Here is a 25,444-nt window from a genome sequence, read left to right on the forward strand (position 1 = left end):
CGACCCGTCCCTCCGGCCTGCCACCGCCAACGGGCGCCTAGGCGCTTTCGCGCACCACCAGCCGCCCGAGAAAGGCCCGGTCGAGATTCGTCGTCTCGGCGCTTTCCAGAACGTCGACCAGGTATTCGGCCATCTCCGTCAGGGGCTGGCGGTAGGTGGTCAGCCGGTAGTTGTGGCTGGACGCCTGCGGCACGTCGTCGAAACCGATCACCGCGATGTCGCCCGGCACATCCAGCCCCAGCCGATGGCGGATCGTGTCGATGGCCCCAAGCGCCAGCGCGTCGTTTTCGCAGACAAGGATATCGGGCCGGTCCGCTGCCGCGCGCTGCGCGAGGGCCGCGTAGACAACCTCGGCGCTGAGCTGCGGGTCGTAGGCGTCGACCGCATGGCTTTCGGGCTGAAAGCCACGCTCCTCCATCCAGATCCCGGCGAAGGTCTCCTTGCGCAGCAGGTGGGCCGAGGTCGTTCGCGGCCCGGCAAGGTAAAGCGGCTGCCTGTACCCCCGGTTCAGCACGTAGCGGGCAATCTCGCGGGTCGCGGCCACGTCGTCGACACAGATCGAGATCGTCTCGGGGTTCTCGGAACTGCGGGCGAAGATGATCAGCTTCTTGAAACGGCGGGCCTTGTGGGCGGCCTCCAGCACCTCGTCGTCGAATTGCAGGCCGATCAGGATCGTCGCGTCGACGCGGCGCTGGCTGGCGTTCATCAGGGCCGGGGCGGCATCGTCGGGGTCCAGTGTGTTGACCAGCAGCGTGTCCCAGCCCCGGCTGCGCAGGGCGCGGGTCAGGCGCTCCAGCATCACCAGCTTGTGCGGGTTGGCAAAGTCGTCGATCAGCAGCGCCACGAGGTTCGACCGGGTCGAGGCAAGCGCCGCCGCATGCAGATCCGGCACGTAGTTCAGCCGCTCGGCGGCCTCCAGCACCTTTGTCCGCGTGCGCGGAGAGATCGAGGCGTCCTTCTTGAAGGCCCGGTTCACCGTCCAGCGGGACACGCCTGCCGCTGCCGCCACGTCGTCGGCCGTTACGTTCTGCATGGTTCGGCCTTCGGTCACGGGTGTCCGGGTCTCCTGATTCGCGGCGGCGTGGCGCCGGTCCCTGTTGGGGGTATTCACCGTTCTATCCGTAAAATCCAGCGTTTGCACGCATTCTGCACCCGCGTGCAAAATGTGTTTGCACGCGGGTGCAAATCGGATATCCCTACGGCAACGCGGCGCCGAAACGCCCGCACCGTCTGGGAGGACTTCATGCTCAAGGTTGGTTTGCTCGGCGCTGGCCGTATCGGTCAGGTGCACGCCGTCAACATCGCGAACAACGCCCGATCGACCCTTGTGGCGGTCTCGGATGTCCAGCAAGAGGCGGCGACGAACCTGGCCGCGCAGCACGGCGCCAGGGCCCGCAGCTCGGACGAGATCCTTGCCGATCCCGCCATCGACGCGGTGCTGATCGCGACCTCGACCGACACGCATTCCACCCTGATCGAGGCGGCGACGGCGGCGGGCAAGGCGGTGCTTTGCGAAAAGCCGGTCGACCTGTCGTTGGCGCGCGCGCAGCAATGCCTGGCGGCTGTGGCCAGGACCGGCCAGCCGGTCATGATCGGCTTCAACCGCCGCTTCGACCCCAATTTTGCCGCGCTCAAGGCTGCCAGCCTCGCCGGTGAGATCGGCAAATCCGAACTGCTGTCGGTCACCTCCTTCGACCCGGCGCCGCCGCCGGTCAGCTACATCAAGGTCTCGGGCGGGCTGTTCCGCGACATGATGATCCACGACTTCGACATGGCGAATTTCATCATGGGCGAGCGTCCGGTCACGGTGCGCGCGGTGGGCAGCGCCATCGTCGATCCCCAGATCGGCGCGGCGGGCGACGTCGACACCGCCGTTGTCACGCTGGCCTATGCCGATGGCCGGATCGCGGTGATCAAGAACAGCCGCCGCGCGGTCTATGGCTACGACCAGCGGGTCGAGCTTCTTGGGTCCGAAGGCCTGCTTCAGGCGGGCAACATGCTGGAGAACACCGTGGTGAGGTCGACCGCGGCAGGCGTGTCCTCTGCCAAGCCCACGTATTTCTTCCTCGAACGCTACATGCCCGCCTATGCCGCCGAATGGGAGGCCTTCGTCGCCGCCCTTCTGGATGGCGCCGCCCTGCCGGTGACGCTGGAGGACGGCATCGCCGCGCTGGCGATGGCCGAGGCCGCCACGGAATCCGCGAAGACCGGGCAGGCCGTGCCGCTTCGGGGCTGACAACCGACGTCCCGCCGCGGTGCCCGGGGAGGGGCGCGCGGCGGGTTCACCGCATCCGGCGCAGGCGCGCCGGGTCCATGCGGCGGCAGAAAGACCGCCGCGTATTATCCAAGGGAGGATATCCGAATGAACAAGCTTCTCGCTTCGGTCGCAACCGTGGCCGCGATGGCCGTGGCCGCCCCGGCTCTGGCCGCCGACATCATCGTCGTCGCCCACGGTCAGGCCAACGACCCCTTCTGGTCGGTCGTCAAGAACGGCGTGCAGAAGGCCGGCGAAGACACCGGCGCCAATGTCGAGTTCCGCTCGCCCGAGACCTTCGACATGGTCCAGATGAGCCAGCTGATCGACGCCGCCGTGAACCAGGAGCCGGATGGCCTGGTGGTCTCGATCCCCGATGGCGATGCGCTTGGGCCGTCGATCGAACGCGCGGTGGCCGCAGGCATCCCGGTGATCTCGATGAACTCCGGCTCTGACGTGGCCCCCGATCTGGGCGTGCTGCTGCACGTCGGCCAATCCGAGTACGACGCGGGCGTTGCGGCGGGCAAGAAGTTGGCCGAGATGGGCGGCACCAAGGGCATCTGCGTCAACCAGGAAGTGGGCAACGTCGCGCTCGACCTGCGCTGCGAGGGCTTCACCGAGGGCTTCGGGCAGGAGGTCACGGTCATCCCGACACAGAACGACCCGACCGAGGTGGAATCCAAGGTCCGCGCGGCGCTGGAATCCGACCCGGACGTCGATACGGTGCTGGGCCTTGGCGCCTCGCTGGTGGGTGAACCCGCCGTCGCCGCCGTCAAGGCGCTGGGGCGTGAGGACGTTCTGGTTGCCTCCTTCGACCTGTCCGCCGGTTTCCTTCAGGCGGTGGCCGACGGCGACGCGGCCTTTGCCATCGACCAGCAGCAGTTCCTGCAGGGCTACCTGCCGGTCGCCTTCCTTGCACTGAACGCGGAATACGGCCTGATGCCGGGCGGCAACGTGCCCTCGGGCCCGAACCTCGTGACGCAGGACTCGGCGGCGCAGGTCATCGACCTGTCGGCGCAGGGCATCCGCTGATCCACTGACAGCGGGCCGCGCGCAGGGCGCGCGCGGCCCATGCATTGCAACGGGAGGGGACCATGGCAGCCGATACCGAGGCCCATGTGGATGAGCGCATCCGCGCGGAATCCGTCACGACGAAACTCATGAAACGGCCGGAACTGGGCGCGATCGGGGGCGTGATCCTCGTGACGCTGTTCTTCCTGATCACCGCCGACAGCGCCATGTTCACGCTGTCGGGCATCATGAACTTCATGACCCCTGCCGCGCAGCTTGGCATTCTGGGCATCGCGGCGGCGATGCTGATGATCGGCGGCGAATTCGACCTGTCCATCGGGTCCATGGTGGCCTTCGCGGGCATGGTCTTCGGCGTCTTCACCGTCAATATGGGGCTGCCGCTGATCGTGGCGATCCCGCTGACCATGGTCTTTGCCGCCGGGATCGGGGCGGTCAACGGCTCCATCGTGCTGAAGACCGGGCTGCCGTCCTTCATCGTGACGCTTGCGGGGCTGTTCATCCTGCGCGGCGCGGCGCTGGTCGGGCTGAAGATCTTCACCGGCGGCTCGACCCAGTTGCGCGGCGTGCGCGACGCGGTCGAGGACGACTGGCTGGCGCCGATCTTCTCGGGCGAGGCCTTTGGCGGGCTGTTCGCATGGCTTGCTAAGGCCGGGCTGATCGAAACCTTCAAGAACGGCACCCCCAAGGTGCCCGGCATCCCGGTCGAGATCCTGTGGTTCATCGCGCTGGCGCTGGTGGCGACCTACGTCTTGCTGCGCACCCCGGCGGGCAACTGGATCTTCGCCACCGGCGGCGACAGCAACGCTGCCACCAACTCGGGCGTGCCGGTGCGCCGGGTCAAGATCAGCCTCTTCATGCTGACCGCCTGCGCCGCCGCCCTTGTCGCCATCATCACCGTGATCGACGCCGGATCGACCGATGCCCGGCGCGGCTTCATGAAGGAATTCGAGGCGATCATCACGGCGGTGATCGGCGGCTGCCTTCTGACCGGCGGCTACGGGTCCGCCATCGGGGCCTTCTTCGGGGCGATCATCTTCGGCATGGTCACCATCGGCCTGACCTACACCGACTTCGACCAGGACTGGTTCCAGATCTTCCTCGGCGGCATGCTGCTGCTGGCGGTGGTCTTCAACAACGTGATCCGCAAGCGTGTGACGGGGGAGCGCTGAGATGACCGCAGACAGCACATTCCACCACGGCGAGACCGCCACGGGTGCCAAGCCCATCATCCACATGGAGGGCATCAAGAAGCACTTCGGCAACGTCATCGCGCTGAATGGCGTGACCTTCGACGTGACCCCGGGCGAATGCCACTGCCTTCTGGGCGACAACGGCGCGGGCAAGTCGACCTTCATCAAGACCATGTCGGGCGTGCACAAGCCGACCGCGGGCCAGATCTTCTTCGAGGGCAAGCCGCTGTCCTTCGACAGCCCGCGCGAGGCGATGGAGGCCGGGATCGCCACGGTGTTCCAGGACCTCGCGATGATCCCGCTGATGAGTGTCACGCGCAACTTCTTCATGGGACGCGAGCCGGTGAAGGGTAGGGGGCTGGCGAAACGCTTCGACATCGACAAGGCCAACGAGATCACCATGGAAGAGATGCGCAAGATGGGCATCAACCTGCGCGCGCCGGATCAGGCAGTGGGCACGCTGTCGGGCGGCGAACGCCAGACCGTCGCCATCGCCCGCGCGGTCTATTTCGGCGCCAAGGTGCTGATCCTCGACGAGCCGACCTCGGCGCTTGGCGTGCGGCAGACCTCGAACGTGCTGTCGACCATCGACCGGGTGCGCAGGCAGGGCGTCGGCGTGGTCTTCATCAGCCACAACGTGCGCCATGCGCTGGCGGTGGGCGACCGCTTTACCGTGCTGAACCGGGGCCAGACCCTCGGCACCGCCGTGCGCGGAGAGATCGAGGCCGCCGAGCTTCAGGACCTCATGGCCGGCGGGCAGGAAATGGCGCAGCTGGAAGGCTCGCTGGGCGGCACGATCTGAGGGCGGGGCGGCCCCGGCGCCGCCCGCCACGACTTCTTATCTGGAAAGTTGGCCATGTCTGAGACCGACAAAGCGCCCGGCGTCGCCCTGATCGGCACGGGCTTCATGGGCAAATGCCACGCGATGGCGTGGAACAACGTGGCCACCGTCTTCGGCATGCCGCGCCCCCGGCTGGAGGTGCTGTGCGACGTGACCGACGCCTCGGCCCGGACCCATGCGGCGGCCTTCGGCTTCCGGCGGGCAACGACCGACTGGCAGGCGGCGGTGGCTGATCCGGCGGTGGACATCGTCTCGATCACCACGCCGAACGGGCTGCACCGCCCGATGGCCGAAGCGGCGCTGGCGGCGGGCAAGCACGTCTGGCTGGAAAAGCCCATGGCGCTGACGCTGGAGGATGCCAAGGCCATGGCCGCACTCTCCGCCGCCCGGCCCGGGCAGGTGACCATGCTGGGTTACAACTACCGCCGCAGCCCCGCCTTTCAGGCGGCCCGCGCGCTGATCGCGGCGGGCGAGATTGGAGAGCCGCGCGCCTTTCGCGGTGTCTATGACGAGGATTATTCCGCCGACCCGGCCCTGCCGTGGTCGTGGCGGCTGACCCGTGAGGGCGGCGGGCTGGGTGCGCTTGGCGACCTTGGCTGCCACCTCGTTAGCCAGATGATCGCGCTGATGGGGCCGGTGGCCGAACTGACCGCCATGACGCAGATCGCCATCCCCCGGCGGCCCTCGCCCGACGGCCCCAAGCCGGTCGAGAACGAGGACAGCGCGCTGGCGCTGATCCGCTTCGCCTCGGGCGCGCAGGGATCCTTCGCCACGTCGCGGGTGGCGCGCGGGCGCAAGTGTCGTCTGCAATGGGAGGTGCACGGCTCTGACGGCACGCTGGTCTTCGATCAGGAGAACATGAACGAGCTCTGGCTTCACCGCACCGGCGAGGCCGGGTTCACCCGCCACCTGACCGGACCCGAGCAGCCGGATTTCGCCGCCTTCTGCCCCGGCGCCGGGCACAACTTCGGCTTCAACGAAATGAAGGTCATCGAGGCGCGCGACCTGCTGGCGGCCATCGATGGTGCGCCCAACACCGGCCCCGATTTCGCCGAGGGCCTTGCGATAGAGCGCATCATTCACGCCATGGCGGCCTCGGAGGGGCGCCCCGTCACCCTGGGAGAAGCGACATGAAGGATCTCGACGTCATCACCATCGGCCGCGCGGGTGTGGACCTTTACGGCGCGCAGATCGGCGGACGGCTGGAGGATATGGGATCCTTCGACAAGTACATCGGCGGCTCGCCCACCAACATCGCCTGCGGCAGCGCGCGGCTGGGCCTGAAGACGGCGCTGATTTCCCGCGTGGGCGACGAACACATGGGCCGCTTCATCCTCGAACAGCTTGCGCGCGAGGGCGTCTGCACCGATGGCGTCGTGACCGACCCCGAGCGGCTGACCGCGCTGGTGATCCTCGGCATCCGCGATCAGGAACAGTTTCCGCTGATCTTCTACCGGGAGAACTGTGCCGACATGGCGCTCTGCGAGGATGACATCGACGAGGGCTTCATCCAGCGCGCCCGCGCCGTGGTGGTGACGGGCACGCATCTGTCGCACCCGCGCACCGAGGCGGCGGTGCTCAAGGCGCTGAAGCTGGCGCGCAAGCACGGGCTGCGCACGGCGCTCGACATCGACTATCGCCCGAACCTTTGGGGCGTGGCCGGGCATGGCGACGGCGAAAGCCGTTTCGTCGAAAGCGAGACGGTGACGGCAAAGCTGCTGTCGACGCTGCATCTGTTCGATCTGATCGTGGGCACCGAAGAGGAGTTCCACATCGCGGGCGGGTCGACAGACACAATCGCGGCCCTGCGCCGGGTGCGCGAGAATTCTGCCGCGACGCTGGTCTGCAAGCGCGGCGCGCTGGGGGCGGTGGCCTTCGAGGGCGCGGTGCCGGACAGCCTTGACGAGGGGCAGGCGGGGCAGGGCTTTCCCATCGAGGTCTTCAACGTGCTGGGCGCGGGCGACGGGTTCTTTTCCGGCCTGCTGAAGGGCTGGATGGGGGATGCCGACTGGCCGACCGCGCTGAAATACGCCAATGCCTGCGGGGCCTTTGCCGTCAGCCGCCATGGTTGCACGCCCGCCTATCCCACGCTGGAAGAGCTGGAGTTCTTTCTGGCGCGCGGCGTGCAGCGCCCCGACCTGCGCAACGATCCCGAGCTGGAGCAGGTTCATTGGGCCACCAACCGGCATGGCGACTGGTCCAGCGTGAAGACCTTCGCCTTCGACCACCGCCTGCAACTGGAAGAGATGGAGGGCTACAGCCCCGCCAAGGGCGCCGCCTTCAAGGAGCTCTGTCTGGGGGCCGCGCTGAAGGTCCAGAACGGCCAGCCGGGGTACGGCATCCTTTGCGACAATCGCATCGGGCGCTCGGCCCTGCATGCGGCCAGCGGCTCGGGCCTGTGGATCGGGCGCCCGGTGGAACTGCCCGGCTCGCGCCCCGTCGAATTCGAACCCGACCTCGGTGCCGATTTCGGGCGCCTGCGCGAATGGGCGCGCGAGAACGTGGTCAAGCTGCTGGTCTTCTGCCACCCGGACGACGACGCCGCGACGCGGGCCCTGCAGGAAGAGCGGGTGCATCGCCTCTTCACCGCCGCCCGCCGCAACGGTCTGGAATTCCTGCTGGAAGTGATCCCCTCGAAGGTCGGCCCGGTGGATGACGACACCACCGCCACGCTGATCCAGCAGTTCTACGACGCGGGCGTCTACCCCGACTGGTGGAAGCTGGAACCCTTCAGGACCGAGGCCGCATGGGCCAAGGCGGTTCAGGCCATCGAGCGCAACGACCCCCGCACCCGGGGCATCGTGGTGCTGGGCCTCGACGCGCCCGAGGCCGCGCTTGCGGAAAGCTTCGCGCTGGCGGCGCGGCAACCGCTGGTCAAGGGTTTCGCCGTGGGCCGGACGATCTTCGGCGATGCCGCGCGGGCCTGGCTGAAGGGCGAGATGACCAATGCCGAGGCGGTGGCGCAGATGGCGGCCCGCTATTCCCGCCTGTGCGAGATCTGGGACAGGGCCCGCGCCGAGGCCCGGCAGCACGCGGTCTGAGGAGGACAAGAGATGAGCAACACAATCCGGCTGACCGGGGCGCAGGCCATGGTGAAATGGCTGGCCGCGCAGATGATCGAGGACGAGGCCCCCGGCAGCGAGGCGGGCGGGCAGGCCAGGGCCGAGCGCTTCATCGACGGCATCTGGGGCATCTTCGGCCATGGCAACGTGGCGGGGCTGGGCGAGGCGCTGGAAAAGGCCCGTCAGGACTTCCCCACGTGGCGTGGCCAGAACGAACAGACCATGGCCCATACCGCCATCGCCTATGCCAAGGCCAGGAAGCGCAGGCGGGCCATGGCGGTGACCTCATCCATCGGGCCGGGGGCCACGAACCTCGTGACCGCCGCCGCGCTGGCCCATGTGAACCGCCTGCCGGTGCTGCTGATCCCCGGCGACGTCTTCGCCAACCGCCGCCCCGATCCGGTGCTGCAACAGGTCGAGGATTTCGAGGACGGCACCGTCTCGGCCAACGACTGCCTGCGGCCCGTGTCGCGCTACTTCGACCGCATCAGCCGCCCCGAACACCTGCTGACCGCGCTGCCCCGCGCGCTGGCCACGATGACGGACCCGGCCACCTGCGGGCCGGTCACGCTGGCCTTCTGTCAGGACACCCAGACAGAGGCTTACGACTACCCCGCCGAGTTCTTCGAGCGTCGCGTCTGGCGCATCCGCCGCCCGCAGCCCGACCCGCGCGAGGTCTCGGACCTCGTGGCGCTGATCAAGGCGGCCAAGGCGCCGGTGATCGTCGCCGGGGGCGGGGTGATCTACGCGCAGGCCGAGGACACCCTTGCGCGCTTTGCCGAGACCCACGGCATCCCAGTGGTGGAAACGCAGGCGGGCAAGTCCGCGCTGGCGCAAAGCCACCCGATGAACTTCGGCGCCAGCGGCGTCGATGGCTCCGCCGCCGCCAATGCGCTGGCCGCAGAGGCGGATCTGGTGATCGGTGTCGGCACGCGCTTTCAGGACTTCACCACCGGCAGCCGGACGCTGTTCTCGAACCCCGGGCGGCGGCTCGTTTCCATCAACGTGGCGGGCTATGACGCGGTCAAACATGGCGCGCTTCCGGTCATGGGCGACGCCCGGGCGACGCTCAAAGCGCTGTCGGACGCCCTGGGCACCCACCGCGCGGGGGCCTTCGACCCCAAGGCCCGCACCGCCTGGCTGGATGCCGTGACGCATCATTGCCGTGACCGCCAGCGCGCGGCGGGCGACCTGCCAACCGATGCCGAGGTGATCGGCGCCGTGCAGCGCGCCACCGGCGAGGATGCCGTGGCCATGTGCGCCGCCGGCACCATGCCCGGCGCGCTGAAACTGCTGTGGCAGCCGTCTCAGGGCGGCTATCACATGGAATACGGTTTCAGCTGCATGGGCTACGAGATCGCGGGCGCCATGGGCGTCAAACTGGCCCTGCCCGCGCGCGAGGTGATCTGTTTCGTCGGCGACGGCAGCTACATGATGGCGAACTCGGAACTGGCGACCGCCGTGATGCGCCGGGTGCCCTTCACCGTCGTGCTGACCGACAACCGGGGCTACGGCTGCATCAACCGCCTGCAACAGGGCTGCGGCGGCGCGCCCTTCAACAACCTCTACGCCGACAGCAACGTCGAGCAGCAGCCGCAGATCGACTACGTGGCCCATGCCGCGTCAATGGGCGCCCATGCGGTCAAGGCGGGCAACATCGCGGATCTGGAAACCCGCATCGCAGAGGCGCGCGGGCGCGACATTCCCACGGTGATCGTCATCGAGACGACGCCGCACGAGGGGCCCGGTTTCGGCGAGGCCGGTCACTGGTGGGACGTGGCCGTGCCCGAGGTCGGCTCCACCGACACGCTGTCCAAGGCCTATGCCACCTATCTCGACAACAAGCAGCGCCAGCGGCTGGTGAACTGAAGCCGCTGAGCAGGAGACCAATATGATCCGTTTCGGCACCAACCCCATCGCCTGGGCCAATGACGACGACCAGAGCCTTGGCGCGCATATCCCGACCGCGCGCATCCTTGACGAGGCCGGGCGCCAGATCGGCTTTGACGGGATCGAGAACGGCCACCGCTGGCCCGCCGACCCCGAAGAGTTGCGGCTGATGATGGAAGAGGCGGGGCTGGCCTTCATTTCCGGCTGGCACTCGCTGAACCTGCTCGCGCATTCGGTCGAGGCAGAGAAGGCCGCCATCCAGCCGCATCTGGACCGGCTGAAGCACAACGGCTGCACGGTCTGCATCGCCTGCGAGACCTCGAACTCGGTGCAGGGGCAGGACAGGCCGCTGTCCGACCGCCCGGTGCTGGGCGATGCCGGGATGCGGGACTTCGGCGCGAAGGTCGAAGAGATCGCGCAATACTGCGCCGATCAGGGCATCGCGCTGGTCTATCACCACCACATGGGCACGGTCGTGCAATCGCCCGAGGACATCGACGCCTTCATGGCGGCGACCGGCCCGGCGACCAAGCTGCTGTTCGACGCGGGCCATTGCTTCTTCGGGGGCGGCGACCCCGAGGCGGTGCTGCGGAAACACGTCGCCCGCGTGCGCCATTTCCACGCCAAGAACGTCCGTCCCGCGATCCGCGCGCGTGTGGAAGCCGAGGGCCTGTCCTTCATGGACGGCGTCCGCGCCGGTGTCTTCACCGTTCCCGGCGATCAGGAGGGCGCGGTGGATTTCGCCCCGCTGCTGAAGGTTCTGGCCGAAAACCGCTATGACGGCTGGATCGTCATCGAGGCCGAGCAGGACCCGGAGCAGCGCAATCCGCTGCTTTACCAGACGCTTGGCCTTGCCACCCTGAAACGCCAGGCCGCCGAGACCGGCCTGATCTGAAGGAGACCCCCATGCCCGATCTTCTCAAACGCCCCTTCGGCACCCACGGCAAGGTCCACCAAATCACGCCGGAAAGCGCGGGCTGGCGCTACGTGGGTTTCGACCTCTGGCGCCTGCGCGCCGGAGAGACCGTGTCGGACATCACCGGCACCGACGAGGTGATCCTCGTCATGGTCGAGGGCAAGGCCGCCCTGCAGGGTGCCGGTCAGGACTGGGGCGAGCTGGGCGACCGCATGAACGTCTTCGAGAAGACGCCGCCGCATTGCCTCTACCTGCCCGACGGCTCGGACTGGTCCGCCACGGCCACCACCGATTGCGTCATTGCCGTCTGCAAAGCGCCGGGGCAGGGCGGGCATCCGGCCCGCCGCATCGGCCCCGAGGGCATCACCCTGACCCAGCGCGGCGAGGGATCGAACACCCGCCACATCAACAACATCGCCATGGAGGCCGAGGACTACTGCGATGCACTGCTGGTGACAGAGGTCTTCACCCCGGCGGGCAACTGGTCCTCCTACCCCAGCCACCGCCATGACGAAGACGATTTTCCGCGCATCACCTACCTCGAAGAGACCTATTATCACCGGCTCAACCCGTCTGACGGCTTCGGCATCCAGCGCGTCTATACCGACGACCTGCAGTTGAACGAGACGATGGCCGTGCACGATGGCGACGTGGTCTGCGTGCCGCGCGGCCATCATCCCTGCGGCGCACCGCACGGGTTCGAGATGTATTACCTGAATGTCATGGCCGGACCGCTGCGCAAATGGCGCTTCGTTGCCGCGCCGCCCGTCGAACACCTGATGCGCTAAAGGGCCGCCGCGCCCGAAGGAGACCACCATGCCCTTCCAGCTTGCCGCCTGCGCCGAGATGCTCTGGCGCGACCGGCCCATCGACTGGCGCGCCGCCCGGCTGACCGAACGCGGTCTTGGCGTCGGCCTGTGGAACTGGCCCGACCACGACCTGACAAGGCTCGAAAGGGTCGGCGCCAACTACACCATCATGAACGGCTACCTGACCGGGCGCCTGACCGATCCCGAGGGCGCCGACAGGCTGCTGGCCTCGGCGCGCGAAACCGCCGAGGTGGGCAAGCGGCTGGGGGTCGACCGGCTGAACCTGCACGGTACCGGGCTGGGCGAGGGCGGCATTCCGATCCCGCAGCACGGCACCTTTTCACCGGGGATGGCCCTGCGCGCGCGCGATACGCTGCACCGGCTCTGCGACATGGCCGAAGAGCTGGGCGTGGTCTACTCGCTGGAGAACCTGAACCCGCGGGATCATCCCGGCTGCCCCTTCGGCGCGACCGCCGAGGTGCTGTCCCTGGTGTCTGCGGTGAACCGTCCGCAGTTGCGGATCAACCTCGACCTCTACCACACGCAGATCGGCGAGGGCGACCTGATCCGCTGGTGCAGGGCCTGCCTGCCGTGGATCGGCGAGGTGCAGGTCGCCGACAACCCGGGCCGCTGCGAGCCCGGCACCGGAGAGATCAACTACGTCGGTGTCGCCCGCGCCCTGCGCGACATGGGCTATACCGGCGCGGTGGGGATGGAGGCCTACGCGGCGGGTGACAGCGACGCCGCCGTCGAGGCCTTCGTGGCGGCCTTCACGCTGTAGCACCGGCCCCAGCCGACGCCAGACTACGGCCCCGGAAAAGGGCGCCGCCGTCCCTGCACCGCTGGTGTCTCTGCCCCGGCCGGGGCGCCCTTCAACGGGGCGCCCGAGGGTTCAGCCGACGCGCAGGGCAAAGCCGTCGCAGGGGGCAAGCAGCAGCTCTTCGAGCTGTTCGTCAAGCACGATCACGGTGATCGAAGCCCCGTTCATGTCGAGCGAGGTGCAATAGGGCCCGACCCATGTGCGCAGGATCTCGACCCCGCGGGCGGCCAGCCGCTGGTGAACGCGGCGGTTGAGGATGCCCAGCTCCATCATCGGCGTGCCGCCCAGCCCGTTGACCAGAAGCCCGATGCGGCTGCCCGGCCCCAGTTGCGCCTCGGCGATCAGCCCGTCCATGATGCGGTCCGCGATGTCGTCTGCGGCCATCATCGGGCCGCGCTGCACGCCCGGCTCGCCGTGGATGCCCACGCCGATCTCGATCTCGCCCTCGCCAAGCTCGAACGAGGGGCGGCGGGTTTCGGGCAGCGACCCGGCGGTCAGCCCGACGCTCATGGTAAAGGTGGCGGCATTGGCCTTCTGAACCAGACGCTCGCAATCCTCCAGCGGCAGCATCCGGTCGCAGGCGGCCCCGGCGATCTTGAAGATGAAGACGTTGCCGGCGGTGCCGCGCCGCCCGTCGCGGTCCGAGGCGGGGGAATAGGCAATATCGTCGGTGGTCACGATGGTGCGCACCTCGATGCCCTCGGCGGCGGCCAGTTCCCCGGCCATCTCGAAGTTCATGACGTCGCCCGAGTAATTGCCGAAGACATGCAGCACGCCCGCGCCGGTCGAGGCCGCGCGGCAGCAGGCCAGGATCCGGTCGGGGGGCGGGGCGGCAAAGATATTGCCCACCGCCACCGCATCGGCGAGCCCCGGTCCGACATAGCCCAGAAACAGCGGCTCATGGCCCGCGCCGCCGCCGATCACCAGCCCGACCTTCCCGGTGCGGGCCGGGGTCGCCCGGCGGATCGCCCGGCAGGAACCCTCGATTGCGGCGATGTGGTGGGGATGGGCCCTCAGCAGACCCTCCATCGCCTCGTCCACCGCGGATCGGGGATCGTTGAGGAACTTCTTGACCGGGGCGCGGGAGGTTTCGCCCGGCGGCGCGGTCTCGGCGGGCGCGGGTGACGGCGGGCGGCGCGACAGGCTTTGGCGCAGCACCGGCGCGCCGTCGGCGCGCAGGATGCCCTCGGCGGTGTCGGCGTCGGTCACCAGCACGTTGATGTAACCGCCGCGCAGCGCCGCCAGCAGGGCCGGAACCTTGTCGAAGCCCCCGGATACGCCGATCCGGGTGCGCACCTGTCGCAGCTGCTCCAGCGCCAGCCCGATGGTGCGCTCGTCAAGCGGACCGATCACCGGCCTGCCGCTGGCGTCGATGAACCGCCCCAGCAGCGATCCGACCGCGTCGCAGTAATGGTCGTGCTGTTCCAGCGCGTTCGAGAAGAAGCCGCTGGTGTGGATGGTCGAATTCGGGCGCAGCGAGGACACGCCAAGCAGGATCGTATCCAGTTCGGACAGCGCCTGCATCTGTTCGCCCAGGACCGGCTCTTGCAGCAGCAGGTCGCGCACCTGCGGGTGCGACACGATGCAGGGCGCCGACAGCGGCACAACCTGCGCCGACAGCGCCTCGGACAGGCGGGCGGCGACCGCCTCGGGGGTGTAGGGGATGGCGGCGGTGGTGCCGCCCGTCGCCTGCACCACGCGCAGATCGGGCAGAGCCTGCGGTTTCACCGCGGCGGCCACCGCCAGCATCGTGCGCCCCCAGCCGATGCCGACGGTCTGCGCCGGGCGCAGGTGCCAGCCCAGCGTCCGCGCCCCGGCGTCGCCCAGCCGGTCGATCAGGCTGCGCTGACCGCCCGTCGTGGGCACCACGAGGCAGTCGCGCAGGCCGAAATGATCGACCATCTGCTGCGCCAGCGAGAGGCTGCGCAGCCGGTCCACGGCAATCGAGATATTGACGATGCCGCGCTCGCGCGCCTCTGACAGGTAGGTGATGACGGTCGGTCGCGACAGGCCCATGGTGGCGGCGATGTCGCTTTGGGTCATGCCCTCTTCGTAGTAGAGCCATGCGGCCCAGAGCACCGGATCCTCGCCGAACTTCAGCGGCGGGCGGCGGGTGCCGTCGGCTGTCGCGGACCGTTTGGCGCGGCCTTCCTTCATGCCCGGTCCTTCCGCTGAGGCAGGGTTTCGGCCAGCGCCTCAAGCACCACCAGCGCCGAGCTGGCGCCGGGGTCGATGCGGCCCAGGGTGCGGCTGCCCAGCCGGGCGGCGCGGCCCCGGACGGCGATCATCGCGCGTGTCGCCTCCAGCCCGGTTGTCGCGGCAGCCAGCACGCCCGCCATGTCGCCGCCCGCGGCGCTGCGCGCCGCCGGGGCCCAGACGTCCAGCATGGTGCAGTCGCCCGGCTGCGCCTTGCCGCGCCGGGCGATGCCGTCGTGAAAGGCCGCGATCAGCCCGCCCGCGCCGATGCTGTCGGGTCCGCTGCGCGCGGCGGCTTCCAGAAAGGCGGTGGCATAGAGCGGCCCCACCGTCGCGCCCACCGCGCTGAGAAAGCGCTGCCCCGCCGCGCGCAGGGCGCCGGGCAGATCCTCGCCGTCAGAGGCAAACCCGGCGGCCGCCGCCGAGAAGCCGTCGGCCATCGACGCGCCGTGATCGCCATCGCCGACTTCCCCATCCAGCGCCGACAGCTCGATCCTTCGGGATTCGAGCTTTTGCGCCGCGCGTTTCAGGAACGCGGCCAGCGCCGCGCGGTCGAGGTCTTCGGTCATCCATGCTCCTCCGCGTCCACCGGCCAGAGTGACGCCGGGCGCAGGAGTTTGCAATCTGGTGACGCGTCTTTGCGCATTCCGCCCCCCGACGCCCCCGGGGCGGCCCGGCGTTCAGCCCAGCCGCGCCTCGATCTCGTTGGCGAGGGTGACGAGGATCAGCGCGCAAGAGGTCGCGCCCGCGTCCTGCACCCCGCGCGACCGCTCGCCCAGGCGGCTGGCGCGACCGATCTTGGCGATCATGTCGCGGGTGGCATCGCGGCCCTGTTCGGCAGCGGCGCGGACTGCGCTCAGCGTCGCGGGAAAGCCTTGCGGCGCGGTCTCTTCGGCGGCGCGGACGGCGGGGCACAGCGCGTCGAGCAGGCATTTGTCGCCGGGTTTCGCCTCGCCGATGGCCATGACCCCCTCGGCCCCGGCGGCCAGCATGGCGGCGAAGGTGGGCGCGTCGATGCGATCTTTGCCCACGACCACATCCGCCATGTCGGAAAAGAACATGCCGTAGAGCGGCCCCATGGAGCCGCCGATCTCCCCCATCAGCACATCGGTGAGGGTGGCAAAGGCGGCGTCCAGCGTGTCGGCATCGTCAATGCGCTCTGCGGCGCGGCCAAAACCCTTGGCCATGTTGTTGCCGTGGTCGCCATCGCCGATCTTGCCGTCGATCTCGGACAGCCAGGCGCGGTTCTCGACCACCGCCGCGGCCACCCGGCGCACCATCGCGCCCGATCCTGCGTTTTCGAAACTTGCCATTTGCGGTCCTCCTCAGCCCTACACAGTCATGCCGGGGGCGGTGGCGGGCGCGTCGATCAGCGCCGCCAGTTCGTCGTCTAGCTTCATCACGGTCAGGGTCACGCCCATCATGTCCAGCGAGGTAAAATAGTTGCCCACGAAGGGCCGGTGGATCGAGATACCCTTGTCCTCCAGCCCCCTGGCGATGCGGTCGTAGACCACGTAAAGCTCGTTGATCGGGGTGGCGCCCAGGCCCGAAAGCAGCACGCAGACGCGGTCGCCGCTGGCCAGATCGTGGTCGTCCAGCACGATCTGCAGCATCCGGTCGGCCATCGCGTCGGCGGATTCAAGATCCGCGACCTCGGTGCCCGGCTCGCCATGGTGGCCGATGCCGACCTCCATCTTGCCGGCGGGAATGTCGAAATTGGGTTTGCCATTGGCGGGCAGGGTGCAGGGCGCCAGACCGACCCCGACCGACCGCGTCGCGTCGATGGCCTTCTGCGCGGTGGCCTGCACCTCGGCCAGGCTGGCGCCGGTGGCGGCCTTGGCGCCGCCGACCTTCCACATCAGGATCTCGCCCGCGACGCCACGCCGCTTGGCGCGCTCCTCGGCGGGGGCAGAGCAGACGTCGTCGTTGGCGACGACGGTGCGCACCGCGATGCCCTCCTTGGCGGCCATGCGGGCGGCCATCTTCACGTTCATGTTGTCGCCGGCGTAATTGCCATAAAGCACCGCCACGCCCGCGCCGCCATCGGCGGCGCGCATCGCCTCTAGAAAGGCCTTGGCGGTGGGGGACGAGAACAGCTCGCCCACGGCGACCGCGTCCACCATGCCGGGTCCGGCGTAGCCCACGAAAGCCGGTTCGTGCCCCGACCCGCCGCCGGTCACCACACCGACGCGGCCGGTTTCGCCACAGCCGCGCGCCAGAACGACGCGGGGATTCGCGGACGACAGGCTGACCAGATCGGCATGCGCCCGGACAAAGCCGGAGACGGTTTCATCCACGATATCGTCAGGGTCGTTGAACAGTCTTTGCATGAAGGCTCCTCCTGTCGCGCCCCGGATGGGCGCGGTTCCGGCGAGAGCCCATGCAAAGGGGCCGCCACCGTCTTCCTTTCATTTCCGAGACATGTGGCGGCTGTCAACCGAAATCCCGCAGTGAATTTTACAAAACAAAGATTGCCGTTGACAAAAGTAGCGATGCGCGCTTCTTTCGGGGTCAGGAGGCCCGGCGGCCCTGAAAGCCCCGGCCTCAGTGGGAGGAATGTCATGAAATCCAGACGGCTGGACCCGCAGCTCGTGTTCCTTGTCGGGATCAACGCCGCCATCGTGGTCGCGGCGATGGCGCTGGTGGGCGAGCGGTTCATGTCCCTCTACAATTTCCAGTCCATGGGCACGCAGGTCCCGGAACTGGCGCTGCTCGCGCTTGGCGTGATGCTGGCGATGGTCTCGGGCAATGGCGGCATCGACCTGTCGGGCATCGCCCTGGCGAACCTGTCGGGCGTGGTCGCCTACCTGGCGACCTCCGCCGCCTTCGACGCAAGCGCCGCGCCGGTGGCTTTCTTCGCGATGTTCGCGGGGGTCGCGCTGCTGACCGGCGTGGCGGGCGGGGCGCTGAACGGCGCGCTCATCGGGTTCGCGGGCATGACGCCGATCATCGCCACGCTGGGCACGCAGCTTCTGTTCACCGGGGTCGCGGTGGGGCTGACCGGCGGCTCGGCGCTGCAACTGGGCTATGTGCCGGTGATCGACGACTTCGGCAACATGCCCTACATGGGCGTGCCCCGGACCTTCGCGATCCTGATCGTCATCGCGCTGGCGCTGGCGGCGCTGCTGCGGTTCTCGCGCTTCGGCATCCACCTGTTCCTGATGGGGTCGAACCCCAAGGCGGCGCGTTTCGCCGGGGTGCGGGTGCCTTCGATGCTGTTTCGCACCTATCTTCTGGCCGGGGTGCTGGCCTCGGTCGCGGGGATCGTCATCGCGGCGCGCACCTCCTCGATCAAATGGGACTATGGCAGCTCTTACGTGCTGGTCGCCATCCTGATCGCCGTCATGGCGGGGGTGCGCCCCGAGGGCGGCTACGGGCGGGTGGTCTGCGTCCTGCTCTCGGCCATCGCGCTGCAGATCCTGTCGAGCCTGTTCAACTTCATGCAGATCTCGAACTTCTTCCGCGACTGCGCCTGGGGGCTGCTGCTGCTGGCCTTCCTTGCCAACGCGCGGCTCGACTGGGCGCGCTACACCGGCGCCCTGAGACGCCGACACCCCGCCGCAGCCGCCTGACAAGGGTCACTGAACCGGATTCCGGCGTGCGCGGCCCCGACGCACGGCACCGGCAACGCCTTGGGGCAAACGGGATGACCGGAGGAGAAAGACAATGCATTTCAACAAGCCCACCCTGACCGCGCTGGCCGCATCCATGGCGATGCTGGGCCTTGCGGGCGCCGCTCAGGCGCAGGACAAGGAAATCGTCACCGTGGTCAAGGTCACGGGCGAGAACTGGTTCACCCGCATGGAAGAGGGCGTGAAGGCCTACGACGCAGAGATCGACGGCATCGCGGCCCGTCAGGTCGGACCGGGCCGCGCCGATGCGGCGCAGCAGGCGGCCATCGTGCAGGATCTCATCGCGCAGGGCGTCGACGCGCTGGCCATCGTGCCGATGGATCCCTCGACGCTGGAAGGCGTGCTGCGCCGGGCGCAGCAGCGGGGGATCACCGTGATCACCCACGAGGCCGACAACATGATGAACACCCAGCTTGACCTCGAAGCCTTCGACAACGCCGAATTCGGCGCGCATTTCGCCGAAGACATCGCCGAGTGCATGGGCCAGTCGGGCAAGTGGACCTCTTTCGTCGGCTCGCTCGGCTCTCTGACCCATGTGCAATGGGCCGACGGCGGCGCGGACTACATGGCGCAATTCCCCGAGATGGAGCTTGTCTCGCCCAAGAACGAAAGCTTCAACGACGCCAACCGCGCCTATGAGCTGGCCAAGGAAATCCTGCGCAGCCATCCCGACATCAAGGGCTTTCAGGGCGGCTCGGCCATCGACGTGATCGGTATTGGCCGCGCGGTCGAGGAAGCCGGGCTCGAGGAGGAAACCTGCGTCTACGGCCTTGGCCTGCCCAAGGACAGCTCGGCCTATCTGGAAAGCGGCGCGGTGGACGGCATCGCCTTCTGGGATCCGAAGGATGCGGGCTATGTCATGAACATCCTCGCCCACAAGGTGCTGAACGGCGAAGAAATCGCCACCGGCGACGACCTTGGCGTGCCGGGATACACCAATGTGACCGTCAGCGACGGGCCGGGTGAGGGCAAGATCGTCCGCGGCCAGGCCTGGGTCGACGTGACGGCGGACAACTGGTCCGACTTCCCGTTCTGATCCGACCGCCAGAACCGGGGCAGGGGCGCGGCGCGTCCCTGTCCTTTTGCGGCCCTGCGCCCGCGCAACCGCCCCGACAGGAGCACAGCCATGCCCGATCCCTTTCTGGAAACCCGCGCGCTGCATAAACGCTACGACGGCGTGCACGCGCTGAAGGGGGTCAGCCTGAGCATCGAGCGCGGCAAGTTCTACCACCTGCTGGGCGAGAACGGCTGCGGCAAGTCCACGCTGATCAAGATCATCTCGGGGGCGCAGCCCGCCACCTCGGGGCAGGTCATCGTCGAGGGGCGCGACATGACCGGGCTGGACCCGATCCAGGCGCTGGATGCGGGGATCGAGACCGTCTATCAGGATCTGTCGCTGCTGCCGAACCTGACGGTGACCGAGAACATCGGACTGTCCGAGCAGCTGGTCGAAGGGCATGGCGGGCTGTTCCGCAGGCTCGACCGGGGCCGCGTCACCCAGACTGCGCGGCGCGCGCTGGAGACCGTCGGCCTGCCCACCGACCGCGCCTTCCTGAACCGGCCCATCGACACGCTGCCTATCGCGCTGCGCCAGCGCGTGGCGATCGCCCGCGCCGTTGCGGGCGAGGCGGGGCTGGTCATCATGGACGAGCCGACCACCTCTCTGACCCGGCGCGAAGTCGACACGCTGATCCGCACCGTGCGCCGCCTGCAGCAGAATGGCGCCGCGGTGCTTTTCGTCACCCACAAGCTGGACGAGGCGCGCGAGATGGGGGGCACGGGGCTGGTGATGCGCGATGGCGAACTGGTGCAGACCGTCGACGTGGGCCGGGCCAGCAACGCCGAGATCGGTCGCTGGATGACGGGCCGCGAGCTGGAACAGGGGCGTTATCGCGCCGCCGCGCTGCCGCAGGGGGCGCCACCGCTCCTGCAGGTCGACGGGCTGAGCCTTGCAGGGCACTACAGTGACCTGTCGCTGAGCGTCGCGCCGGGTGAGATCCTCGGCCTGACCGGGCTGGCGGATTCGGGGCGCAACGAACTGGCCCTGTCGCTGGCCGGGCTGGCGCGACCCGACACCGGCACGGCCATGCTGGAGGGCGCGCCGATGGACCTGTCGGCCCCGCACCGCGCCATTGCGGCGGGGGTCGCCTATGTGCCCGAGGACCGGCTGACAGAGGGGCTGTTCCTCGAAAAGCCGATTTCCGAGAACATCACCATGTCGATCCTGGACAGGCTCAGGGGCGCGTTTGGCCTTGTGGACCGGCGCCGCGCCCGGGCGCGGGCGCAGCAGGTGCTGCAGGATCTCAGGATCGTCGCCAGCGACGTGGACGCGCCGGTTTCGTCGCTGTCGGGCGGCAACCAGCAACGGGTCCTGATCGGGCGCTGGCTGGCGACCGAGCCGCGCTTGCTGATCCTGCACGGGCCGACCGTGGGGGTCGATGTGGGCTCCAAGGACACCATCTTCCGCATCATTCAGGCCCAGGCCGAGGCGGGCATGGGCATTGTCATCGTCTCGGACGACCTGCCGGAGCTCTTGCAGAACTGCGACCGCATCGCGGTGATGCGGAACGGGCGCATCCACGACACCTTCGAGGCCGAAGACATCGACGAAGACAGGCTTTACACGGCCATCGCGGGCGCGCAGGCGCTGGATGCGGCGTAAGGACAGCAGACCATGACCATGACACGCACCGAGTCCCCCGACGTGACACAATCCGCCGCCCCGCTTTCCGCTGGCCGCCGCTTCTGGACCTGGTCTGCGCAGCACCCGACGGTGTTTCCGCTGGCGCTGATCGTGCTGACCTGCCTTGTGGTGGGCGCGATCAACACCGACTTCTGGCAGCTGGCCAATTTGTTCGACATCCTGCGCGCCTCGGTGGTGCGGGGGCTGTTCGCGCTGGGGGTGCTGGTGGTTCTGGCCTCGGGCGGGCTGGACGTGTCCTTCACCGCCGTCGCGGCGCTGGTGATGTACACGCTGACGCTGTTCGTGGTGAATGTCGCGCCGGATCTCGGCATGGCGCCCATTCTGGCGCTGGCGGCGCTGGCAGGCGCGGGGCTGGGGGCGATCAACGGGCTTCTGGTCAACGCGCTGAAGGCGCCTGCGCTGATCGTCACCATCGGCACGCAATACGCCTTTCGCGGCTTCCTGCTGACCTTTGTCGGCACGGCGCTGTTCATGAACATTCCCGCCGCGATGGACGGGTTCGGACGGCTGACGCTGATCTCGGTCACCACCGAGCGCGGGCTGGCGGTCGAGCTTCCGGCCTATTTCCTCGTGCTGGTGGCGGCGGCGCTGGTCACCTGGTGGATGCTGAACTTCACCATGATCGGCCGGGCGATCTTTGCCGTGGGCGGCAAACCGGACATCGCCGCGCGGCTGGGCTACAGGGTTGGCCGGGTGCGCGTCTTCGCCTTTGCCTTCGCCGGGCTTCTGGCGGGTCTGGCGGGCGTGATCCACGTCACCGCGAACCGGCTGGCCAACCCCTTCGACCTTGCCGGAAGCGAGCTGCCGGTGATCGCCGCCGTTGTGCTGGGCGGTGCCCGCATCACCGGCGGCTCGGGCAGCGTGCAGGGCACCTTGCTGGGCGTGCTGCTGATCACACTGGTCAGCAACGTGCTGATCCTCGTCGGGATCCCCAGCAGCTGGCAGACCGCGATCCTTGGGGGCTTCATCCTTGTGGCAGGGCTGTTCTTCGCCCGTCTCGACAAGGTGCGCGCCACCTGACCGTCACGGACGGACCCTCGGGCCGCACCGGCGGCCGGTCTTCGGCACCTTCGATCCCGCCGGAGTCCCTACATACTTAACATAACGTTCATTATGGGATTTAATTTTTGCACACGGGCACGTTTTAATCCTGGTTGCGACCAATCCTCTATCTCCCGGAATTCGAGGAGAACGGACATGGCGCGACGAGCTGACCCGGGTCGCGGTATAGGGCCAACTGGCGCCATTCCCGCACAAGACCTGAGCGGCGCCCTGCCCGGCGGCTGTTCCCGCCGGACAAGGCTGCGATCGACAGCGGCAGGCGGACTGACGACCCGGCCAATCCCCGGAAGCCCAGGGCTGGCGAGCCGGTCAGGCCTTGGTGTCGCCTCATCCGTCTTGATGCCTTGGATGGTGTCGTTGCCTGCGACGGCCAACAGGGTCAGGCCGGTGATGGCAGAAGCAACCCGGCGCGGGCCACCGGGACCGGCGAAGGTCGGCTCTTGCCTGTCCGGGCCTCTTCAGCCCGACTTGCCCGGAAGATACGCCAGAGCTTCGACCTCGACCAGGAACTCGGGCCGGGTGAAGCCGCTGACGATCACCAGTGTCGAGGCCGGCTTGGCGGTCAGATGCGCGACCCGGGCATCGCGTGCCTCCATGTAGGCCGCCATATCCTCGCGCCGTGTCACAAATGCCGAGAACCGCAGAACATTGGATACGTCGCCGCCGGCTTCGGCGAGGATCGCATCGATATAGTCGAAACAAAGCTCTGCCTGTGCGCGCACATCCGTCGGAATGCTGCCGTCCTTGGCCAGCGCCAATTGCCCGGAGGTCACGATCAAACCCGCCTCGGCGGCCCCGTGCGAATAGGCTCCGAAAGGCCGCGGCAGGCTTGCTGGGATAAGTGCTTTCATTCTTTTTCTCCGGGTTGGGCAAGACCACAGCGGGTCAGGAACAATTGGATGGCTTCATCGACAATGCGGTCGGCGTCGAGCGGGCCATTCGGCCCAGCCTTCATCAGCGTGCGTGTCTGCGCCTCGTATTCGGCGTAATGCTGCGTCACCGCCCACATATTGATCTGGAACAGCAAGGGGTCGACAGCGGCGATCTTTCCGTCGTCTATCCAGACCTGAATAACCGCCGATGCCTCGTCGACGGCGGCCTGCAGGCCGGGCCAGTGCTCGCCCATTTCCGGGGCACCGCGCGCCATTTCCTTGGCAAAGAGCCGCAGACTGTCGGGGTGTTCCAGCCCATGCCTGATCTTGCGTTCGATATAGGTGCGGATCGCCGTTTCAGGATCGTCGCGGCTGGAGGAAAGAAAGAAGATCTCGCGCCATTCGGAAAGAATGTATCCCAGGGCCTCCTGGTAAAGGTCTTCCTTGCTGGAAATATAGTAATGCAGTTGCGCCTTGGATATGCCTGCGGCATCGGCGATTGCCTGGGTGGACGTGCCGGCCAGACCGTTGCGCGCAAATTCCCGAAGGGCCGCGTCGCGAATGGCATCGCGTATCAGCCTGCGTTTTTTTCGTGCGGGGTTCATTTGCTTTGCCTCGGTTTGCGCGCCTCGGATGCGCGCGGGTTTTCGTTCGACCTGACCCGGACAAGCCTTCCGGTCAGATTTGGAGCTGTGGCGCATATTCTCCATATTGAAAGCAGGTTACCTCGTCCCTGCAATCGAGCAACATTCGGATCCCAGGCAGCCTCGCCGATCTGTTCGGAACGCGCATGATGCGCGGCCAAGGCCAGGCGGAACCCGGGGGGCGCCGACCGTGAACCGACGGATCTTACGCAAACGCCCGCGTGGCCGCTTTCGCTTTGGCGGCGATATGCGACAGGCCGCTCCGGGCAGCCCCCGGGGCGCGCCGGCGGCCCGGGGGTCCTTGCCGGGTGGTTCGGCGCAAGCGCCGGTTCGATCCCTCTGCGGTACGGGTCACCCACACGAGGGTCGCACCCATCGCCGCCCCGCGCGTCGCAGGCCGTGCCGAGAAGCGCGGCGCCAGAGCTTTCCGCGCGCGGGCGGGTAAAGGCAACTGGTGTCCGCATGGGCCGCGCTCCTCGGGGCCGGTCAGTTTCCGGTCAGGGCGGACTTGATGTCGAGCCCGTGACCCTTGTTGACGAAGCGCGTATCGGCCACCTTGGACAGGTCGACGACACCGGCCTCGATGATCTTCGCCTCGACGGCGAGATCATGAAAGGCCCGGATCCGTTCATCGTCCAGCGCACCGATCCCGAGGCTCAGGGCCTGGTCGACATCGATAATGCCCAGCTGGTCGAACTGGGCCAGTTCCTTGTCCAGCTTTTCGACGGTCATTTCCGGGTTGGCCGCGATGATGGCGTCATAGGCGGCGCTGCGATCGCCGTAGAGGAAATTGTACCAGCCCTCGATCGAGGCATCGAGGAAACGCTGCACGAGGTCGGGGTTCTCCTCGATCAGCTGCTGGCGGGTCTCGATGGTTGCCGCATAGGTGCTCCAGCCGTGCTCTGCCAGAAGGAAGGTGTCGACATCGGCGCCCTGATCGGCGGCATAGATCGGCTCGGCCGTCCCGTAGGCCTGCTGCACCATGGTCTCGTCATTCAGGAACTGAGCGAGGTTGAAGCCATAGGGGCGCAGTTGCTCGTCCCGGAAACCATGCTCGTCAACCAGCCACTGCCAGAAACTGAACTGGCCGTCCTTGGAAACCAGAACCGTCGGCGCAGAGGCAAGCGCGGCGAAATCCTTGTATTGCCCGGCATGGGTCATCAGTGCCTGCGGGTCGTTCTGGAAGAAGGCCGCGACAACGGTTGTCGGAATGCCGTTGCGCACGTTGTCGAACGACAGCAGCAGGTTGCCCGCCATCAGGAAGTCCAGCCGACCGGCGGACAGCATCGGGCGGTTGTTGACCTGCGGGCCGCCCGGGCGGATCTCGACGTCGAGCCCGTATTTCTCATAGGTGCCGTCGGCCAGGGCCTGGTAGAAGCCACCGTGCCCACCTTGTGCCAGCCAGTTGGTGCCGAACACCACCTTGTCGTCCGCCCAGGCGGCCCCGGCCGCCAGGAGACCGCATAGGGCCCCAAGAGCCGTTTTTACCGTTTTCATGGTCTTCCTCCTTGTTGGTCCTG

22 protein-coding genes are annotated in these 25,444 nt (G+C 67.9%); 14 read left to right on the forward strand and 8 right to left on the reverse strand.

What is annotated here, in order from left to right:
• Nucleotides 1-37: 37 nt before the first annotated feature.
• Nucleotides 38-1,033 carry a LacI family DNA-binding transcriptional regulator gene (locus ACN5KJ_RS19030; protein ID WP_418595596.1) on the reverse strand — a complete coding sequence of 332 codons (996 nt, stop codon included), beginning with the start codon at nucleotides 1,031-1,033 and terminating at the stop codon, nucleotides 38-40.
• A 210-nt stretch (nucleotides 1,034-1,243) separates the two neighbouring features.
• Here ACN5KJ_RS19030 and iolG point away from each other — a divergent pair, with 210 nt between their 5' ends.
• The 10 genes from iolG (at nucleotide 1,244) to ACN5KJ_RS19080 (ending at nucleotide 12,775) form a co-directional block, all read left to right on the forward strand.
• Nucleotides 1,244-2,236 carry an inositol 2-dehydrogenase gene (gene iolG / locus ACN5KJ_RS19035; protein WP_418595598.1) on the forward strand — a complete coding sequence of 331 codons (993 nt, stop codon included), beginning with the start codon at nucleotides 1,244-1,246 and terminating at the stop codon, nucleotides 2,234-2,236.
• A gap of 126 nt (nucleotides 2,237-2,362) precedes the next feature.
• Entirely contained in the window at nucleotides 2,363-3,286 is a 924-nt protein-coding gene (locus ACN5KJ_RS19040; RefSeq protein WP_418595600.1) for a sugar ABC transporter substrate-binding protein, read from the forward strand.
• Nucleotides 3,287-3,348: 62 nt separating this feature from the next.
• Nucleotides 3,349-4,455: an ABC transporter permease gene (locus ACN5KJ_RS19045; protein ID WP_418595602.1), complete on the forward strand. Its 1,107-nt coding sequence runs from the start codon at nucleotides 3,349-3,351 to the stop codon at nucleotides 4,453-4,455.
• A 1-nt stretch (nucleotide 4,456) separates the two neighbouring features.
• Entirely contained in the window at nucleotides 4,457-5,278 is an 822-nt protein-coding gene (locus ACN5KJ_RS19050) for an ATP-binding cassette domain-containing protein (RefSeq protein ID WP_347168273.1), read from the forward strand.
• A 54-nt stretch (nucleotides 5,279-5,332) separates the two neighbouring features.
• Entirely contained in the window at nucleotides 5,333-6,451 is a 1,119-nt protein-coding gene (locus ACN5KJ_RS19055; RefSeq protein WP_418595605.1) for a Gfo/Idh/MocA family protein, read from the forward strand.
• Nucleotides 6,448-8,358, forward strand: coding sequence for a bifunctional 5-dehydro-2-deoxygluconokinase/5-dehydro-2-deoxyphosphogluconate aldolase (locus ACN5KJ_RS19060; RefSeq protein WP_418595607.1), 1,911 nt, complete (start codon nucleotides 6,448-6,450; stop codon nucleotides 8,356-8,358). Before ACN5KJ_RS19055 ends, ACN5KJ_RS19060 begins: the two co-directional genes overlap by 4 nt.
• 12 nt (nucleotides 8,359-8,370) lie before the next feature.
• Entirely contained in the window at nucleotides 8,371-10,248 is a 1,878-nt protein-coding gene (iolD, locus tag ACN5KJ_RS19065) for a 3D-(3,5/4)-trihydroxycyclohexane-1,2-dione acylhydrolase (decyclizing) (RefSeq protein WP_418595609.1), read from the forward strand.
• 22 nt (nucleotides 10,249-10,270) lie between these two features.
• Complete coding sequence (gene iolE / locus ACN5KJ_RS19070) at nucleotides 10,271-11,164, forward strand: myo-inosose-2 dehydratase (RefSeq protein ID WP_418595611.1); 894 nt, start codon at nucleotides 10,271-10,273, stop codon at nucleotides 11,162-11,164.
• An 11-nt stretch (nucleotides 11,165-11,175) separates the two neighbouring features.
• Nucleotides 11,176-11,973, forward strand: a complete 798-nt coding sequence (gene iolB, locus ACN5KJ_RS19075; protein WP_418595613.1) for a 5-deoxy-glucuronate isomerase — start codon at nucleotides 11,176-11,178, stop codon at nucleotides 11,971-11,973.
• A gap of 28 nt (nucleotides 11,974-12,001) precedes the next feature.
• Nucleotides 12,002-12,775 carry a TIM barrel protein gene (locus ACN5KJ_RS19080; protein WP_418595615.1) on the forward strand — a complete coding sequence of 258 codons (774 nt, stop codon included), beginning with the start codon at nucleotides 12,002-12,004 and terminating at the stop codon, nucleotides 12,773-12,775.
• A gap of 111 nt (nucleotides 12,776-12,886) precedes the next feature.
• On the opposite strand, the gene ACN5KJ_RS19085 is transcribed toward ACN5KJ_RS19080, so the two are convergent.
• The 4 genes from ACN5KJ_RS19085 to ACN5KJ_RS19100 all read right to left on the reverse strand — a co-directional run bounded on the left by ACN5KJ_RS19085 (nucleotide 12,887) and on the right by ACN5KJ_RS19100 (nucleotide 17,340).
• Complete coding sequence (locus ACN5KJ_RS19085) at nucleotides 12,887-14,971, reverse strand: bifunctional sugar-binding transcriptional regulator/dihydroxyacetone kinase subunit DhaK (RefSeq protein ID WP_418595617.1); 2,085 nt, start codon at nucleotides 14,969-14,971, stop codon at nucleotides 12,887-12,889.
• Entirely contained in the window at nucleotides 14,968-15,579 is a 612-nt protein-coding gene (locus tag ACN5KJ_RS19090) for a DAK2 domain-containing protein (protein WP_418595619.1), read from the reverse strand. Before ACN5KJ_RS19090 ends, ACN5KJ_RS19085 begins: the two co-directional genes overlap by 4 nt.
• Before the next feature lie 111 nt (nucleotides 15,580-15,690).
• The gene (gene dhaL, locus ACN5KJ_RS19095) at nucleotides 15,691-16,323 is read right to left on the reverse strand and encodes a dihydroxyacetone kinase subunit DhaL (RefSeq protein ID WP_418595621.1); all 633 of its coding nucleotides are present in this window, start codon (nucleotides 16,321-16,323) and stop codon (nucleotides 15,691-15,693) included.
• A gap of 18 nt (nucleotides 16,324-16,341) precedes the next feature.
• On the reverse strand, nucleotides 16,342-17,340 hold the full coding sequence (locus tag ACN5KJ_RS19100; RefSeq protein ID WP_418595623.1) for a dihydroxyacetone kinase subunit DhaK: 999 nt from the start codon (nucleotides 17,338-17,340) through the stop codon (nucleotides 16,342-16,344).
• A gap of 231 nt (nucleotides 17,341-17,571) precedes the next feature.
• On the opposite strand from ACN5KJ_RS19100, the gene ACN5KJ_RS19105 reads away from it, so the two are divergent.
• The 4 genes from ACN5KJ_RS19105 (at nucleotide 17,572) to ACN5KJ_RS19120 (ending at nucleotide 22,366) form a co-directional block, all read left to right on the forward strand.
• The gene (locus ACN5KJ_RS19105) at nucleotides 17,572-18,582 is read left to right on the forward strand and encodes an ABC transporter permease (protein ID WP_418595625.1); all 1,011 of its coding nucleotides are present in this window, start codon (nucleotides 17,572-17,574) and stop codon (nucleotides 18,580-18,582) included.
• Nucleotides 18,583-18,676: 94 nt separating this feature from the next.
• Nucleotides 18,677-19,678 carry a substrate-binding domain-containing protein gene (locus ACN5KJ_RS19110; protein ID WP_418595627.1) on the forward strand — a complete coding sequence of 334 codons (1,002 nt, stop codon included), beginning with the start codon at nucleotides 18,677-18,679 and terminating at the stop codon, nucleotides 19,676-19,678.
• Between the two features lie 90 nt (nucleotides 19,679-19,768).
• Nucleotides 19,769-21,304 (forward strand): sugar ABC transporter ATP-binding protein, encoded by a 1,536-nt coding sequence (locus ACN5KJ_RS19115; protein WP_418595629.1) that lies wholly within the window; start codon nucleotides 19,769-19,771, stop codon nucleotides 21,302-21,304.
• Between the two features lie 12 nt (nucleotides 21,305-21,316).
• Nucleotides 21,317-22,366, forward strand: a complete 1,050-nt coding sequence (locus tag ACN5KJ_RS19120; RefSeq protein ID WP_418595631.1) for an ABC transporter permease — start codon at nucleotides 21,317-21,319, stop codon at nucleotides 22,364-22,366.
• Nucleotides 22,367-22,866: 500 nt separating this feature from the next.
• Here ACN5KJ_RS19120 and ACN5KJ_RS19125 read toward each other — a convergent pair whose 3' ends face one another.
• The 3 genes from ACN5KJ_RS19125 to ACN5KJ_RS19135 all read right to left on the reverse strand — a co-directional run bounded on the left by ACN5KJ_RS19125 (nucleotide 22,867) and on the right by ACN5KJ_RS19135 (nucleotide 25,421).
• Nucleotides 22,867-23,259, reverse strand: coding sequence for a RidA family protein (locus ACN5KJ_RS19125; protein WP_347168285.1), 393 nt, complete (start codon nucleotides 23,257-23,259; stop codon nucleotides 22,867-22,869).
• The gene (locus ACN5KJ_RS19130; RefSeq protein ID WP_418595634.1) at nucleotides 23,256-23,981 is read right to left on the reverse strand and encodes a TetR family transcriptional regulator C-terminal domain-containing protein; all 726 of its coding nucleotides are present in this window, start codon (nucleotides 23,979-23,981) and stop codon (nucleotides 23,256-23,258) included. Before ACN5KJ_RS19130 ends, ACN5KJ_RS19125 begins: the two co-directional genes overlap by 4 nt.
• A 429-nt stretch (nucleotides 23,982-24,410) precedes the next feature.
• A complete protein-coding gene (locus ACN5KJ_RS19135) occupies nucleotides 24,411-25,421 on the reverse strand; it encodes an ABC transporter substrate-binding protein (RefSeq protein ID WP_418595636.1) in 1,011 nt (336 codons plus the stop codon).
• Nucleotides 25,422-25,444 lie beyond the last annotated feature (23 nt).

The organism is Ponticoccus sp. (in: a-proteobacteria), assembly GCF_048381735.1.